The 15,655-nt window shown below is 71.6% G+C and carries 9 protein-coding genes; 4 read left to right on the forward strand and 5 right to left on the reverse strand.

The window, feature by feature from the left end:
• Positions 1 to 57: 57 nt before the first annotated feature.
• Positions 58 to 1,485, reverse strand: coding sequence for an MFS transporter (locus ACWGJ5_RS09995; RefSeq protein WP_453309250.1), 1,428 nt, complete (start codon positions 1,483 to 1,485; stop codon positions 58 to 60).
• A gap of 101 nt (positions 1,486 to 1,586) precedes the next feature.
• Between ACWGJ5_RS09995 and ACWGJ5_RS10000 the strand changes: the two genes are divergently transcribed.
• The gene (locus tag ACWGJ5_RS10000; protein WP_453309251.1) at positions 1,587 to 2,483 is read left to right on the forward strand and encodes a helix-turn-helix transcriptional regulator; all 897 of its coding nucleotides are present in this window, start codon (positions 1,587 to 1,589) and stop codon (positions 2,481 to 2,483) included.
• 112 nt (positions 2,484 to 2,595) lie between these two features.
• Here ACWGJ5_RS10000 and ACWGJ5_RS10005 read toward each other — a convergent pair whose 3' ends face one another.
• Positions 2,596 to 4,047, reverse strand: coding sequence for an MFS transporter (locus ACWGJ5_RS10005; protein ID WP_453309252.1), 1,452 nt, complete (start codon positions 4,045 to 4,047; stop codon positions 2,596 to 2,598).
• Between the two features lie 160 nt (positions 4,048 to 4,207).
• On the opposite strand from ACWGJ5_RS10005, the gene dusB reads away from it, so the two are divergent.
• The gene (gene dusB, locus ACWGJ5_RS10010) at positions 4,208 to 5,341 is read left to right on the forward strand and encodes a tRNA dihydrouridine synthase DusB (RefSeq protein ID WP_453309253.1); all 1,134 of its coding nucleotides are present in this window, start codon (positions 4,208 to 4,210) and stop codon (positions 5,339 to 5,341) included.
• A gap of 18 nt (positions 5,342 to 5,359) precedes the next feature.
• On the opposite strand, the gene ACWGJ5_RS10015 is transcribed toward dusB, so the two are convergent.
• From ACWGJ5_RS10015 to ACWGJ5_RS10025, 3 genes are all read right to left on the reverse strand, one after another.
• Positions 5,360 to 7,165, reverse strand: a complete 1,806-nt coding sequence (locus tag ACWGJ5_RS10015) for a CDP-alcohol phosphatidyltransferase (RefSeq protein WP_453309254.1) — start codon at positions 7,163 to 7,165, stop codon at positions 5,360 to 5,362.
• A 134-nt stretch (positions 7,166 to 7,299) separates the two neighbouring features.
• Positions 7,300 to 9,237, reverse strand: coding sequence for an amylo-alpha-1,6-glucosidase (locus tag ACWGJ5_RS10020; RefSeq protein ID WP_453309255.1), 1,938 nt, complete (start codon positions 9,235 to 9,237; stop codon positions 7,300 to 7,302).
• Positions 9,234 to 10,937 carry an MGH1-like glycoside hydrolase domain-containing protein gene (locus tag ACWGJ5_RS10025; RefSeq protein WP_453309256.1) on the reverse strand — a complete coding sequence of 568 codons (1,704 nt, stop codon included), beginning with the start codon at positions 10,935 to 10,937 and terminating at the stop codon, positions 9,234 to 9,236. Before ACWGJ5_RS10025 ends, ACWGJ5_RS10020 begins: the two co-directional genes overlap by 4 nt.
• Positions 10,938 to 11,068: 131 nt before the next feature.
• Here ACWGJ5_RS10025 and ACWGJ5_RS10030 point away from each other — a divergent pair, with 131 nt between their 5' ends.
• Both ACWGJ5_RS10030 and ppdK read left to right on the forward strand, forming a co-directional pair.
• Positions 11,069 to 12,289: an ROK family protein gene (locus ACWGJ5_RS10030; RefSeq protein ID WP_453309257.1), complete on the forward strand. Its 1,221-nt coding sequence runs from the start codon at positions 11,069 to 11,071 to the stop codon at positions 12,287 to 12,289.
• 422 nt (positions 12,290 to 12,711) lie between these two features.
• A complete protein-coding gene (gene ppdK, locus ACWGJ5_RS10035) occupies positions 12,712 to 15,432 on the forward strand; it encodes a pyruvate, phosphate dikinase (protein ID WP_453309258.1) in 2,721 nt (906 codons plus the stop codon).
• Positions 15,433 to 15,655: the final 223 nt, after the last annotated feature.

Consider the following 15,655-nt stretch of genomic DNA (forward strand, 5'->3'; position numbering starts at 1 on the left):
ATCAACAGGGGGAGCTTCACATGGAGTTGTCCAAGCCGTGGCCGGAGCCGCCCCGGCTCAGCCGACCTCGCGCGGCAGCCGCAGGCTGAGCAACCCGGTGAGCACGACCCCGGCCAACTGCACCAGCAGCGTGGTGACCAGCGCGTCCCGCATGCCCAGGCGCGGCACGAGGGTGAGGAACAGGGTGCCGAGCGTGGCCACGCCGAGGGCGAGCGCGGACTGCTGGGTGGTGACCATCACACCGCTGCCGACACCGGCCCGGGCGGGCGGCACCTCGGACATCACGATCCGGAAGACGTTGGGCAGTTGGAGCGCCTGCCCGGCACCGGCCACGGCGGCGCCCGGCAGCAGCGAACCGAAGTCCAGGTGCGGCCAGTCCCGCCAGGCGGCCAGCACGATCAGCAGCACGCCCACGCCCTGGACCACCGAGCCCGCGGTGACGACCCGGGTGCCGTGACGGGCCGTCAGCCTGGGACCGGCGAGGGAGGTGAACAGGAACACCACGGCCATCGGCGCGAGCGCGAGCCCGGCCGAGACCGGGCCGAGCCCGGCGCCCTGCTGCAGCGCGAGCGCGATGACGAACATGAAGCCGCTGAAGCCGACGGAGAACGGCAGGATCAGGATCAGACCGCGCCGCAGCGAGGCCAGCGCCAGCAGACTCGGCGGCACCAGCGGGGTCCGCCCCGACCGGTCGGCCCGCCGCTCCACGGCCCAGAAGGCACCGGCGGCGAACGGGAACGCGGCCAGCGACAGCCACGTCCACAGCGGCCAGCCCGCGGCCCGGCCCTCGGTGAGCGGGGCGAGCAGCGTCAGCAGGGACGCCGCGAGCAGGACCGTGCCGGGCCCGTCGACGGGCTCGGGGTGCTGCGACCGGGTCTCCGGCACGACCCGCACGGCGAGCAGCAGGCCGAGGGCGACCACGGGCACGTTGACGAGGAACACCGCGCGCCAGCCGGTCCCGGCGACATCGGCGGCGACGAGCACCCCGCCGAGTATCTGCCCGGCGACCATGGACAGTCCGGCGGTCGCGCCGTACAGGCTCATGGCCCTGGCGCGGCGCGCGCCGTGGGTGGTGGCCTGGATGGTGGCGAGCACCTGCGGCAGCATCGCGGCGGCCGAGGCGCCCTGCGCGATCCGCGCCGCGACCAGGCTCCAGGCGTCCGGCGCCAGTCCGCAGGCCAGCGAGGTCAGGCCGAACGTGGCCATGCCGCCGAGGAACAGCCGGCGCCGGCCGAACAGGTCTCCGAGCCGACCGCCGAGCACGAGCAGCACGGCGTACGCGACGCCGTACCCCGCCACCACCAGCTCCAGCACGGCCTCGCTCGCGGCGAGGTCGGTGCCGATGGTCGGCAGGGCGACGTTGACGATGAAGAAATCGACGAGCGGCAGCGCCGCGGCCAGCAGTACGGTGAACAGCCCGAGCCCGCCGAGTGCGGGCGGTGCGGCCGTCGTTCGGACGGCCCGGGTGGTGACGGTTTCACTCATGACCCCGAGCCTGCGCCACCGCGCAGACTGGTACCAGAGTGTCCTGATCCTGGTAGAACAAGTACCTGGCAACAGGATGACGGTCAGGGCACCCTGGAACCATGACGACCATGGCCTCGGACCGGCAGACCGCCCCGCAACCGACCGCGCGGGGCTCGGAGATCCGGCGGCACGAGCTGGCCGCGTTCCTGCGCAGCCGCCGTGAGCGCATCAGCCCCGAACAGGTGGGCCTGCCCCGCGGGGCCCGGCGGCGTACGCCCGGACTGCGCCGGGAGGAGGTCGCCCAGCTCTCCGCGGTCGGCGTCACCTGGTACACCTGGTTGGAACAGGCCCGCGACATCCAGGTCTCCGTGCAGGTCCTGGACGCCCTGGCCCGCACCCTGATGCTGGACGCCAGTGAACGCGCCCACCTCTTCCGGCTGGCCGGCGCCACCGATCCGACGCCCGCCGCGAGCTGCCCGAGCGTGACCCCGGCCCTGCGGCAGATGCTGCGCCAGCTGGAGCCGATCCCGGCCTGCATCCAGAACAGCCGGTACGACATCCTCGCCTACAACCGCACCTATGGCCTCCTGCTCTGCGACCTGGACGCGGTGCCGGCGGAGGACCGCAACTGCATGCTCCTCGTGTACACGAACGAGGACTGGCAGGCCTCGGTCGTCCACCTGGAGGAGACCCAGCGCCTGATGGCCGCCCGGCTGCGCGCGTCCCTGGCCGGCCACCTCGGCGAGCCGGCCTGGAAGATGCTCATCAAGCGGCTGGAGACGGAGTCCCCCGACTTCCGTGAGAACTGGGAGCGTTACGAGGTCGTCGCCGCCCGCACCAAGACCAAGGAGTTCCTCAACGCCCACGTGGGCCGCCTCAAGCTGGAGCACACGGACCTGTGGCTGGGCCCGGAGCAGGGCGCCCGCATGGTGACGTACGCCCCGGCCGACGAGGAGACCCGCGAGCGTCTGGAGGGGCTGTACGACATCGCCCGTGCCGCCACCGCGAGCGTCTGAGAAGGCCCGGGGGAGGGGGAGCGGTGGCGCTGCCCCGCGAGGGGGCCCGCGCCATGCCCCGCTGGACCCCGGCGAACCCGGGGTCGCCGTTCCGTCCGGGCGAGGGTGGCGGCTAGCCGCGCCCCGACGCTCCCACGGTCTGGCGGATCTCCGCGGACTCCAGGGTCTCGGCCGTGCGTTCCGCGGTGCGGTGGGCCCAGCGGCCGCTGGTGAGGAGGCCCAGGAGGAGGACGGCCAGGCCGCAGGCGGTGAGGATCCACCAGCCGGGCCGGGCCGCCTGGACGAAGGCCTGCTTCATGGGTGACGAGCCGATCCCGGAGGCCAGGACCGCGCCGACCACCGCGACGCCGAGCGTCTGGCCCAGCTGCCGGCTCGTGGAGGCGACCGCGGCGGCGACTCCGGCCTGGGCGCGCGGCATGCCGGAGACGGCCGTGTTGGTGATCGGCGCGTTCACGAAGCCGAAGCCGATACCGAACAGGATGTAGCCGGCGAGCAGGGTGGCGTTCGACGTCTCCGCCTCGAAGGCCGCGAAGAGGACGCCGCTCGCCGTCATCGCCGTACCGGCGATCAGGAGGGGCAGACGGGGACCGCGGCTGCCCACCAGGCGGCCGGACAGCGGCGCGCACAGGAAGGTCGGCGCGGCCATCGGGAGCATCCACAGGCCCGCGTGCAGGGCGTCGAGACCACGGACGTTCTGCAGGTAGAGCGTGGAGAGGAACAGGAAGCCGCCGAGCGCCGCGAACGCGCTGATCGCGATCACCGTGGCGCCGCTGAACGGAGCCGAGCGGAAGAAGCGCAGGTCGACGAGGGGTTCGGCGCGCCGGGGCTCGTACCAGAGAAGGCCGAGCAGGGCCGCGAAGGCGATCGCCATGAACGGGGCCACCGCGGCCGCGCCCGAGTCCGGCGCCTCGATGATGCCGTACGTCAGCGAGCCGAACAGGGCGATGACCAGGAGCTGCCCGACCGGGTCGGGGCGGCGGGCCTTCGGTGCTCGGGACTCGGGGACGAAGCGGAGGGTGAGCAGGAGGGCCGCGAGGCCGACCGGCAGGTTGATCCAGAAGATCGAGCGCCAGCTCACCGACTGGACCAGCAGACCGCCGACCAGCGGACCCGCCGCCATGGATATGCCGACCACCGCGCCCCAGGCGCCGATCGCGCGGGCCCGTTCACGGGCGTCGGTGAAGGTGTTGGTGATGATCGACATGGCGACCGGGTTGAGCATCGAGCCGCCGACCGCCTGCACCATCCGGAAGACCACCAGCAGGGACAGGTTCGGGGCGAGCGAGCACAGCAGTGAGCCGACGGAGAAGACCACCAGGCCCGCCATGAAGACCCGCTTGCGGCCGATCCGGTCGGCCGTCGAGCCCGCGAGCATCAGCAGCGAGGCGAGCACCAGTGTGTAGGCGTCGATCGTCCACTGCAGTCCGGAGGTGGTGGCGTGCAGATCGCGCTGCATGGACGGCAGCGCCACGTTCAGCACGGTGTTGTCCAGGCTCACGATCAGCAGGCTCATACAGCAGATCGCGAGCACGAGAAGACGGCGGCGATGGCTCAACTCGGGCATGGAGGGAATCGTACGCCCATTTCGATAGTGCGTCTAACTAATAGTGTGTCTAATTGATGTGCCCTACACGATCATTGTGAATCTGGTTGGCAGAGCGGTCGGCCGAGTGAGGGACAATGGGTGCTTGCCCTGTGCTGTACGTCCGTACCGGAGTCGTCTGATGCCCCACCCGCTCTCCATCGGCCCGCACGCCGTGACGCCGCCCGTCGTGCTCGCACCCATGGCGGGCATCACCAACGCGCCCTTCCGCACCCTGTGCAGGGAGTCCAGCGGCGGCAAGGGTCTGTTCGTCAGCGAGATGATCACGACCCGGGCGCTGGTCGAGCGCAACGAGAAGACCATGCAGCTGATCAGGTTCGACGCGAGCGAGCAGCCGCGTTCGATCCAGCTGTACGGCGTCGACCCGGCCACCGTCGGCAAGGCCGTCCGCATGATCGCGGAGGAGGGCCTGGCCGACCACATCGACCTGAACTTCGGCTGCCCGGTCCCCAAGGTGACCCGCAAGGGCGGCGGCTCGGCCCTGCCGTACAAGCGGAACCTGCTGCGGGCGATCCTCCGGGAGGCCGTGAGCGGTGCCGGTGACCTCCCGGTCACCATGAAGATGCGCAAGGGCATCGACGACGACCACATCACCTACCTCGACGCCGGCCGCATCGCCGTCGAGGAGGGTGTCACGGCGATCGCCCTGCACGGCCGTACGGCCGCCCAGCACTACGGCGGCACCGCCGACTGGGACGCCATCGCCCGGCTGAAGGAGCACGTCCCGGAGATCCCCGTGCTCGGCAACGGCGACATCTGGTCGGCCGAGGACGCGCTGCGGATGGTGCGGGAGACCGGCTGCGACGGGGTCGTCGTCGGGCGCGGGTGCCTGGGGCGGCCGTGGCTGTTCGCGGACCTGGTGGCCGCGTTCGAGGGGCGCCTGGACGATGTGGCCCGGCCGTCGCTGCGTGCGGTGGCCGACGTCATGGTCCGGCACGCGACCCTGCTCGGGGAGTGGATCGGCGACGAGTCCAAGGGCGTGGTCGACTTCCGCAAGCACGTCGCCTGGTACCTGAAGGGCTTCGCGGTCGGCTCCGAGATGCGCAAGCGGCTCGCGATCACCTCCTCGCTGGCCGAGCTGCGCGCCGGGCTGGACGAGCTCGACCTCGACCAGCCGTGGCCGGCCGGCGCGGACGGGCCGCGCGGCCGTACGTCCGGCAACAACCGGGTGGTGCTGCCGGACGGCTGGCTGAAGGACCCGTACGACTGCGCGGGGGTCGGCGAGGACGCGGAGCTGGACACCTCCGGCGGCTGAGCAGCCTCCAGGGTCTCGTCAGCCCTTCTTCGGATGCGGCGTCGAACCGTACGCCGTCAGGAAACGGTCGCGGAACGCGCTCATCTTCCACACCGGGGCGTTGTGCGCGGGACGCAGGCCGTCCGTCCAGCCCCAGTCGGCGATCTTGTCCAGCACCTTCGGGTCCTTGGCGACGATCGAGACCGGCACGTCACGGCTGGCGTGGTTGCCGCTGACCCGGGCGATGGGCTGGTGGTCGCCGAGGAAGACCAGCACGGTGTCCTTGCTGCCGTAGCGCTCCAGCCACTCGGTCAGCGCCGTCACCGAGTACTGGATCGTCTTGCCGTACTCCTGGCGGGACTTGGTGGTGTCGGCGATGACGTCGGCCGGCTTGTTGCCCGCCGCCTGGATGCCCTTGAACACCGAGCCGTCGCCCAGCTGGTCCCAGCCGACCATCTTCGGGATCGGCGCCCACGGCTGATGGCTGGAGGTGAGGATCAGCAGCGACATCCGCGCCTTGCCGTCGGCGGGCTTCTTGCTGTGCACCCGGTCCTGGTACTGCTGCAGCGCGTACTGGTCGGGCATGGTCGACCAGCTGAACTTCGGTCCCTTGTAGCCGAGTTCGAAGGCGTTGTAGACCTTGTCGAGGCCGTACCACTTCTGCTCCGGCCACGCCTTCTGCACGCCCGGCATGACGCCGACCGTGTCGAACGCGCCGGTCTTCTTGAACGCCTCGGTCAGGCTGAGGTGGTCGCTGGCCATGACCGTGCGGTACCGCTGCTGGTTGCTGATCCACAGGCCCGACATGGTGGTGGAGTGGCCGAGCCAGCTGCTGCCGCCGTAGGTCGCCGAGGTCAGCCAGCCGCTCTTGGCGTGGAAACCGGCCTTGGCCAGCGCCTTGGTACGGGCGTCGAGCGTCGCGTCCACGCCGGGCGCCATGATCGGGTCCTCGACCGCGCTGCGGCCGTAGCTCTCGATGAACGTGAAGACCATGTCCTTGCCGCGCAGATCCGGGACCAGCTGGCTGCCCGGGGTGTTCCCGAACGCGTCCACCTTGGCGACCTTCCGGAACTCCGCCTCGTCCTTGAGCGTGGCCGAGATCATGTGGACCTGGGTCTTCAGCGCGGTGGCGGTGTTGTCGGAGGCGAGCGGCACGCCGGACATCTGCAGGCCCAGGGAGGAGCAGGTGATCCAGGCGACCCCGGCGACCAGCGTGCCCCGGGTCGCGATGCCGGTGTGCCGGGCGAGCAGATTGCTCAGCCGGACCATGGACAGCGCCAGCAGCACGAAGAGGAGCAGGACGACGGCGATCACCCCGGCCACGGCCACGAGGGTCTCCGTGCGGCCGAGGGAGTCCTCCAGGTACGACTCCGCGTCGCCGAACAGGCTCCAGTCGAGGACCACGTTGAAGGGCCGGCCCAGGTACTGGTTGAAGCCCATGTCGAGCATGTTCACCACGGTCATCGCGGCCAGCGCGACCCCGGACACGGCGGCCAGCACCACCCGCGGCCGACGCGGCAGCGCGATCATCACCGCCGCGCCGATCACGGCCTCCGCCGGTATCCGCAGGAACTCGGAAGGCCCCAGCCGCACCACGGAGTTCGGCATCACCAGCGCGGCGATGACGAGGGCGGCGGCGAGCACGGTGACGGTGACGGACAGCGCCCGAGCGCCGGCCGGATGCTCCGCCCGCCACCTTCCCGCCCACGCGGACCACGCGGTCCGGGGACGCCGCAGCCAGGCGGGCCACGGCCGCCGGGAGGGCTGCGGGCCGGGTATGGGCTCCGGGGACTCCTCCGGCTCGGCCGCTTCGGCTTCTGCTGCGGCTGATTCGCGCGTGCTCATGTCCTGGGACAACCCGGCGTCCTTCCGTACGAGACCCGATCTGCCGTCCCGTACGGTCATCGGCCGACCCCTGTTCAGGGGCACTGAGCAAACACCGGGCAAATACAGCGCCCCGAAGACAACGGCGGCAGGCCCTAGGCACCCCCGACCGCTGTCAACAGCGCGAGCGGCACCGCGGCCGACCTGGACTCCCGCACACACGCATGCGGATACGGCACCGGCTCCGGATGCGTGTCCCTCCCGTACCCGGCCAGAACCTCCGGCAGCCGATGCCCGGCGACGGTCGCCGCGTCCACCAGCGCATGCGCCACCGCACGCGCCTCGTCATGCAGCCCGTACCGCGCAAGACCCAACGTGATCAGCGCGTTGTCGTGCGGCCACACGGAACCCCGGTGATAGGACAGCGGATGGTACGCCGACTGCCCGGAGGCCAGCGTCCGCACACCCCACCCGGAGAAGAAGTCCGGCTCCAGCAGCCGCCGGCCCACCACCTCTCCGTACTCCTTGTCCAGCAGCCCGGACCACAGCAGATGCCCGGCGTCGGACGCCAGCGCGTCGACCCGGCGGCCCTCGCCGTCCAGCGCGAGCGCCGGGAAGGAGTGCTCCCGCATCCAGAAGTCCCGCTGGAACCGGTCCCTCAGATCGGCGGCGGCCTGCTCCAGCAGGGCGGCGTACGTCTCGTCGCCCCACGCCGTCCGCGCCAGCCACGCCGTGCGGCGCAGCGCGTCGTACGCGTAGCCCTGCGCGCCCGCCGCCATCACCGCGCCGGTGGGCCGGGTGCCGTCGGCGCAGCAGATCGCGCCGGGGGAGTCCTTCCAGTTCTGGTTGGCGAGGCCGCCCTCGTCGGCGCGGTAGACGAGGTAGCCGCGCGAGGTCAGGCCACCATGGTCCAGCATCCAGCCGACGGCGGCACGCGCGTGCGGCTCCAGGCGCCGGGCCGGGCCGGTGTCCCCCGTCTGCTCGACGTACGCGCCGAGCAGGATCAGGAACAGCGGGGTCGCGTCGACCGAGCCGTAGTACCGCCCGAACGGCACCTGCCCGAAGTGGGCCAGCTCGCCGTGCCGGACCTCGTGCACGATCTTGCCGGGCTGGGCGAGCGGGGACGGGCCGCTGCCGGTGGCCTGGGTCGCGGCGAGCGCGGGCAGCGTGGCGGCGGCCAGTTCCGGGCGGTACGGCAGCGCGAACAGGGAGGTGAGCAGGGCGTCCCTGGCGAGCAGGGTGAGGAACCAGGGGGCGCCGCCGGCCGGGACGCGCACTTCCTCGCCGTCGGGCCCGCGCGCCGGCACCTGGAGCGCGGCCAGGTCGGCGAGGCCCCGCGCGCAGGCCGCCGCCAGTTCCGGCCAGCCGGTCGGGAAGGCCACGCCCTCCACGAAATCCCCTTCCAGCGCGCGGAGTTGTCCGCGCACGGACGCCGGGTCGCGGGGCACGCGCAGCGCACGCTTCTCGCCGTGCGGGCGGGCCATCACCCGGAGCACCAGCTCGGTCGTGCCGTGTGGCGCCAGGTCGAGGGTCCACACCAGGCGGCGGGCGCCCGTGCCGGTCTCCTCCACGGCGTCGGGGGCCGGGTCGGCGGTGATGGTCGTACGGGACTGCCACTCGGCGCGCCGGTAGGTGAACTCGATGCCGTCGTCGAGGACCTCGCGGGAGCGTACGGCGCCGGGCTTGGCGTAGGTGCGGTGGTCGGAGCGGAGTTCGAACTGGTCGGTGAAGTCGGCGTCGGCGGTGATGGCGAGCCGGACGGTGGTCGGCACCGGGCGGTTGCTGGTCACCCGCAGCGATTCGACGAACGAACTGTCGCCGACGGCCTGTTGGCGGAAGAGGGTGTGCGCCGGAGGCTCCTGCCGGCCGCCGCGCGGGACCAGTACACAGCGGGCCGCGTCACCGTCGGTGACCGGGGTGAGCACCTCGGGCACGGCGCCGTCGACGGTGAGCTGCCAGCGGCTGAGGTGCCGGGCGTCCCGTACGAACAAACCGTCCGGGGAGCCGCTGCCCCTGACCCCGCTGATGTCGCCCCGGTCGCCCACGGCGGCGAACGTCGCCCCGTGCACGAGCAGATGATGCCGGTCCGTCATCGCCGGTCCCCTCCTTCGTCACTTCTGTCGAACGTGCCGGTGGCCGCCTCGGACACGCCCTCGCGGGCGCCCTTGAGAAGGTCTTTGTGCAGCTCGTGGTGCAGGTCGAGGGCGAGGGCGGCGGTCCAGCCGAAGCCGGTCGCGCCGCAGGCCTCGCCGGTGCGGGGGTCGACGTACTCCGCGAAACCGGTGGTTTCGGCGAGCCGCAGCACGGCCGCGCGCAGCGCGTCGGCCCGCTCCCGCTCGCCGTGCATCCGCAGCCCCCGTTCCAGCAGCCAGCTGGTGTTGAACCAGGCCGGGCCGCGCCAGTACCGGTGCGGATCGAAGGCCTCGCCGAGCAGGTCGTAACTGGGCACGAGTCGGCTTTGCCCGCCGAGCCCGAAGTGCGGACCGCACATCGTGCGCACGAGTGCGGCGACGACGTGGCGGGGCAGCCCGGGCAGCACAAGCGGCACCAGCCCGGACACACTCCGCTCCCGGACCAACCCGGAAAGGTCCTGTCGGCGGACCGGGGCGGGGGCGCCTTGCTGGTGAGCTGCGCCGGGGGCACCCTGTGTGTGGGCCGAACCGGGGGCGCCCGGCGTGGGGATTCGCCCGGAGGCGCCCGGTGCCGGGGTCCGGTCGGGCGGCCCCGGTGCCGGGGTCCGGTCGGGTGGGTCCGGTGCCGGGACCCGGGCGGAGGTGTCCCGGGTGTGGATCGGTTCGTCGGCGTGCAGGTCCCGGCACAGGAACATCCCGGATGCCGGGTCCCAGAGGCGCTCCACCAGTACCTGGGTCAGCCGTTCGGCGCGTGCATGCCGGGCGGTGCCGGGCGCGCCCAGTTCCTCGGCGATCCGGGCCAGCGCGTGTTCGGAGGCGATGAGCAAGGCGTTGAACGCCGGGTCCTCCACGGCGAATCCAGCGCCGCCGCCCCCGTTCCTCCCGACCGTCCCGTCCCTGTACCCGGCGTCCCGGTAGTCGGCGGCCAGCCGTACGTACCGTCCGTAGTCCAGATCCGTCGGCCGGTCCTCGGGCGCCCCGTGGGCGAGGTCGGCGCGGCGGAAGGAGCGGGTCGGGGCGGGGGTGATCCGGGCGAGCGGGGCGTCCCAGCAGGGGCTGTTGTCCATACCCTGCTCCCAGGGGTGGACCACGGACACCAGCCCCGCGCCGCCCAGGTCCCGGCGGTGCAGCAGATAGCGGTGCCAGGCGGCCAGCCGCGGGTACATCCGTGCCAGGAAGCCGTGGGCGCGCGACAGTCCGGGGTCGGCGCGGTGCACCAGCCAGGCCGCGAGCGCGTGTACCGGTGGCTGCACGATCCCCGACGTCTGTACGGTGCGCGGGGCGCCCGCCGCGCGACCGGCGATGGAGGAGCGCCAGAAGTCGGGGCTGGGGAAGTAGGCGTCGAGGGGTACGGAGGGGTTGAAGACGATGTGCGGGACACGCCCGTCGGCCCACTGCGCGGCCAGCAGTGTCTCCAGCTCGGTCTGGGCCCGCAGCGGCGAGACGTGCCGCAGACCGATCGCGATGAACGCCGAGTCCCAGGACCACTGGTGGGGATACAGGCTCCGGGAGGGGACCGTCGAAGCGCCCGTCCAGTTCGCGTCGAGCACCTGGGCCGCTCTGACCCGCAGCGACGTGCCCGAGGCCGGCGGATCGCACGCCGTCTCGTACGCCGCGGGCTCCGCGGGACGGACGGTGAGCTGCGTGCTGCTGCGATCCACTCGGGGCTCCCCGAAGACGAAGACGCCCGGCCGGTCCGACCGGGTTTGGCGTTGACCGTCGTAGAGTTACGTCTATTTAACACGCAAAACTCAATATGTAATGCAGGCTTGGGAAACACAAGGGGGTGCGCATGACCGAAGGCCCGGGAAGAATCGGGAAGGCCGGCAGTCCGGCGGGTGCCGGAGAGCTGCTCGAACTCGTCCGCAGCGGACGGGCGGTGACACGTGGTGCGCTCCAACAGGCGACCGGACTGTCCCGCGCGACCGTCGGCCAGCGCCTGGACCGCCTCTTCCGCGCCGGCTGGCTGCGCGAGGGCGCCGGCGGCCCGGTCGGCTCACCGCTCGGCGGCCGCCCCTCCATCACCCTGGAGTTCGACGACTCCCACGCCGTCGTCCTCGCCGCCGACCTGGACACCCGGCACGCCCGCGCGGCCGTCCTGTCGCTGACCGGCGAGATCCTCGCCGAGCACTCGGGAACGCTCGTGATCGGCGACGGCCCCGAGGCCGTACTGCCCGAACTGGCCCGCTGGTTCGGCGAGTTGCTGGAGAAGTCCGGGCGCCCGGCGGCGGAGGTCTGCGGCATCGGAATCGCCGTGCCCGGCCCGGTGGACACCGGGACCGGCCGCGTGGTGCAGCCGCCGATGATGCCGGGCTGGGACGGCTACGACACAACGGGCCGCCTCTCCCGCGCCTTCACCGAGCACACCGGCGTGGGAGCGGTCCCGGTCCTCGTGGACAACGATGCCAACCTCATGGCGTACGGCGAGCAGCGCGCCGGACACCCCGACTGCGCGGCCTTCGTACTGGTCAAGGTGTCCACGGGCATCGGCGCCGGGGTGGTCGTGGACGGTTCGATCTACCGGGGGATCGACGGCGGCGCCGGCGACATCGGGCACATCCGGGTCGGCGCGGACGCGCTGTGCCGCTGCGGTTCGCACGGCTGTCTCGCGGCCGTCGCGAGCGGGGGCGCCGTGGCCCGGCGGCTGGCCGAGAGCGGGGTGCCGGCCGCCTCCGGCGCGGACGTACGGGATCTGCTGGCCGCCGGGCATCCCCAGGCGGCGGCGCTGACCCGGGAGGCCGGGCGGCGGGTCGGCGACGTACTGGCGACGGTGGTGACCCTGTTGAACCCCGGGGTGCTGATGATCGCGGGCGATCTGGCCGGAACCCCGTTCCTCACCGGCGTCCGGGAACTCCTCTACCAGCGGGCGCTGCCGCGCTCCACGGCCCACCTCGACGTCGTGACCTCCCGGCTGGGGGAGCGGGCCGCGCTCATAGGAGCGGGGGCGCTGGTCGTGGAACACCTCTACGCGCCGGAGCGGGCCGAGGAGCGGCTGCGGGCGCTGGGCGTCTGACCTGGGCGTGTGACGTGGGTGTTTCCGGGTACCGGGAAGCGGTCCGCATGGTGAAATCCGGCGGGCTGTGGCAGCGTGATTCTCGCCACCCTTGATAAGGGTTGCGCTCAGATGAGCGGATCATGGGCGACTGCACTTCTCCAAGGGGTGGCACTGGGTGCCACCCCTTGCACGTTCACGGACTGAAATCAGACGTGCAGGATCCCTGCTCATGTGAGCGAAAAACTCGTCCTCTGGAGGCGTATGCGTTCAAGAAGTGAAGACATTTGCCGGTGCTGGCTTGCCAAGCCTTGACTTTCGATCCGCTGGCGGACGGGTGGTTACGGGCTCATGACGCACAAGTAGACGTACCCATGCGCCTTCGATCTGGGTATGTTCCTCGCCGTCAGGGCAGCCACCGTGGCCTCAAGGAGTCGAGACCCGTGTCGGAAAACAAAGAACCCCACGTAGTGAAGTTCGTTTACGACTTCACCGAGGGCAACAAGGACCTCAAGGACCTCCTCGGCGGCAAGGGTGCCAACCTCGCCGAGATGACCAACCTCGGTCTGCCGGTCCCTCCCGGCTTCACCATCACCACCGAGGCCTGCAAGGTCTACCTGGAGAGCGGCGAGGAGCCCGCGGCACTGCGTGACGAGGTGAGTGCGCACCTCGACGCCCTCGAGTCCCGCATGGGCAAGAAGCTCGGCCAGCCCGACAATCCTCTCCTCGTCTCCGTCCGCTCCGGCGCCAAGTTCTCCATGCCCGGCATGATGGACACGGTCCTCAACATCGGCCTCTCCGACAAGTCGGTGCAGGGCCTGGCCAAGCAGGCCGGCGACGACAGGTTCGCCTGGGACTCCTACCGCCGCCTGATCCAGATGTTCGGCAAGACCGTCCTCGGCGTCGACGGCGACCTCTTCGAGGAGGCCCTCGAGGCATCCAAGGAGGCCAAGAAGGTCACGGTCGACACCGACCTCGAGGCCGCCGACCTGAAGAAGCTGGTCACCACCTTCAAGAAGATCGTCAAGAAGGAGGCCGGCCGGGACTTCCCGCAGGACCCGCGCGAGCAGATGGACCTCGCCATCAAGGCGGTCTTCGACTCGTGGAACGGCGACCGGGCCAAGCTGTACCGCCGCCAGGAGCGCATCCCGCACGACCTCGGTACGGCCGTCAACGTCTGCTCGATGGTCTTCGGCAACCTGGGCCCCGACTCCGGCACGGGCGTCGCGTTCACCCGTGACCCCGCCTCCGGCCACCAGGGCGTCTACGGCGACTACCTCCAGAACGCCCAGGGCGAGGACGTCGTCGCCGGCATCCGCAACACGGTCCCGCTCGCCGAGCTGGAGTCGATCGACAAGAAGTCGTACGACCAGCTCATGCAGATCATGGAGACGCTGGAGAACCACTACAAGGACCTGTGCGACATCGAGTTCACGATCGAGCGCGGTCAGCTGTGGATGCTCCAGACCCGCGTGGGCAAGCGCACCGCCGGTGCCGCCTTCCGCATCGCGACCCAGCTGGTCGACCAGGGCCTGATCGACGAGACGGAGGCCCTCCAGCGCGTCACCGGCGCCCAGCTGGCCCAGCTGATGTTCCCGCGCTTCGACGAGCAGGCGAAGGTCGAGCAGGTGGCTCGCGGCATCGCGGCCTCCCCCGGCGCGGCGGTGGGCAAGGCGGTCTTCGACTCCTACACGGCCGTCAAGTGGTCCCGCTCGGGCGAGAAGGTCATCCTGGTCCGCCGCGAGACGAACCCGGACGACCTGGACGGCATGATCGCGGCCGAGGGCATCCTGACGTCGCGCGGCGGCAAGACGTCCCACGCGGCCGTGGTCGCCCGGGGCATGGGCAAGACGTGCGTGTGCGGCGCGGAGGAGCTGGAGGTCGACACCAAGCGCCGCAGGATGACGGTCCCCGGCGGCCACGTCGTCGAGGAAGGCGACGTGATCTCCATCGACGGCTCGTCGGGCAAGGTCTACCTGGGCGAGGTCCCGGTGGTCCCGTCCCCCGTGGTGGAGTACTTCGAGGGCCGGATGCACCCGGGTGCGGACGACGCGGACGAGCTGGTCGAGGCGGTCCACCGCATGATGGCCTTCGCCGACCGCAAGCGCCGCCTGCGCGTGCGCGCCAACGCCGACAACGCCGAGGACGCGCTGCGCGCCCGCCGCTTCGGCGCCCAGGGCATCGGCCTGTGCCGCACGGAGCACATGTTCCTCGGCGAGCGCCGCGAGATGGTCGAGAAGCTGATCCTCGCGGACACCGATAGCGAGCGCGAGGCGGCCCTGACGGAGCTGCTCCCGCTCCAGAAGAAGGACTTCGTCGAGCTCTTCGAGGCGATGGACGGCCTCCCCGTGACGATCCGTCTCCTGGACCCGCCGCTGCACGAGTTCCTCCCCGACATCACCGAGCTGTCGGTCCGCGTGGCCCTGGCCGAGTCCCGCCAGGAGCCGCACGAGAACGAGCTCCGCCTGCTCCAGGCGGTGCACCGCCTGCACGAGCAGAACCCGATGCTGGGCCTGCGCGGCGTGCGCCTGGGCCTCGTCATCCCGGGCCTGTTCACCATGCAGGTCCGCGCGATCGCGGAGGCGGCCGCGTCCCGCAAGTCGGCGAAGGGCGACCCGCGCGCGGAGATCATGATCCCGCTCGTCGGCACGGTGCAGGAGCTGGAGATCGTCCGCGAGGAGGCCGACAAGGTCATCGCGGAGGTCGAGGCGGCGACGGGTACGCAGCTGAAGCTGGCGATCGGCACGATGATCGAACTCCCCCGAGCCGCCCTCACGGCGGGCCAGATCGCCGAGGCGGCGGAGTTCTTCTCCTTCGGCACGAACGACCTGACGCAGACGGTGTGGGGCTTCAGCCGTGACGACGTCGAAGCCTCCTTCTTCACGGCGTACCTGGAGAAGGGCATCTTCGGCGTCAGCCCGTTCGAGACGATCGACAAGGACGGCGTCGGCTCCCTGGTGAAGTCGGCGGCGGAGGCGGGCCGGCGTACCCGCCCCGACCTCAAGCTCGGCGTCTGCGGCGAGCACGGCGGCGACCCCGAGTCGGTCCACTTCTTCCACGAGGTCGGCCTGGACTACGTCTCCTGCTCCCCCTTCCGCATCCCGGTGGCCCGCCTCGAGGCAGGCCGTGCGGCGACGCAGTCGGCGGGCAGCGACCACCGCTAGGCCCTCCCGGGCCCCGTGAACCCCGGAGCCGCCGCTGGTCCCCGACCCTCACCGATCGGCGGCGGCTCCGGCGCACCAAGAGGAGAGGCGGCACCCTGTGCGGGGGTACCGCCTCTCCGGCGTTTCCCGCGCCCGATTCGCACCCCCCGTCCGTCTGCCGCCAAGCCGCCCCGGCGTGCGGCCGGCCCCCGGCGGTTCCGATCACGCCATCCGAGCCCACGGA

The organism is Streptomyces sp. NPDC054783, from assembly GCF_053611725.1.

Excerpts from the sequence above, each read along its gene's own strand:
- ACWGJ5_RS09995 (WP_453309250.1), bottom strand. The coding sequence starts at position 1,485 with ATGAGTGAAACCGTCACCACCCGGGCCGTCCGAACGACGGCCGCACCG.
- ACWGJ5_RS10000 (WP_453309251.1), top strand. The coding sequence starts at position 1,587 with ATGACGACCATGGCCTCGGACCGGCAGACCGCCCCGCAACCGACCGCG.
- ACWGJ5_RS10005 (WP_453309252.1), bottom strand. The coding sequence starts at position 4,047 with ATGCCCGAGTTGAGCCATCGCCGCCGTCTTCTCGTGCTCGCGATCTGC.
- dusB (WP_453309253.1), top strand. The coding sequence starts at position 4,208 with ATGCCCCACCCGCTCTCCATCGGCCCGCACGCCGTGACGCCGCCCGTC.
- ACWGJ5_RS10015 (WP_453309254.1), bottom strand. The coding sequence starts at position 7,165 with ATGAGCACGCGCGAATCAGCCGCAGCAGAAGCCGAAGCGGCCGAGCCG.
- ACWGJ5_RS10020 (WP_453309255.1), bottom strand. The coding sequence starts at position 9,237 with ATGACGGACCGGCATCATCTGCTCGTGCACGGGGCGACGTTCGCCGCC.
- ACWGJ5_RS10030 (WP_453309257.1), top strand. The coding sequence starts at position 11,069 with ATGACCGAAGGCCCGGGAAGAATCGGGAAGGCCGGCAGTCCGGCGGGT.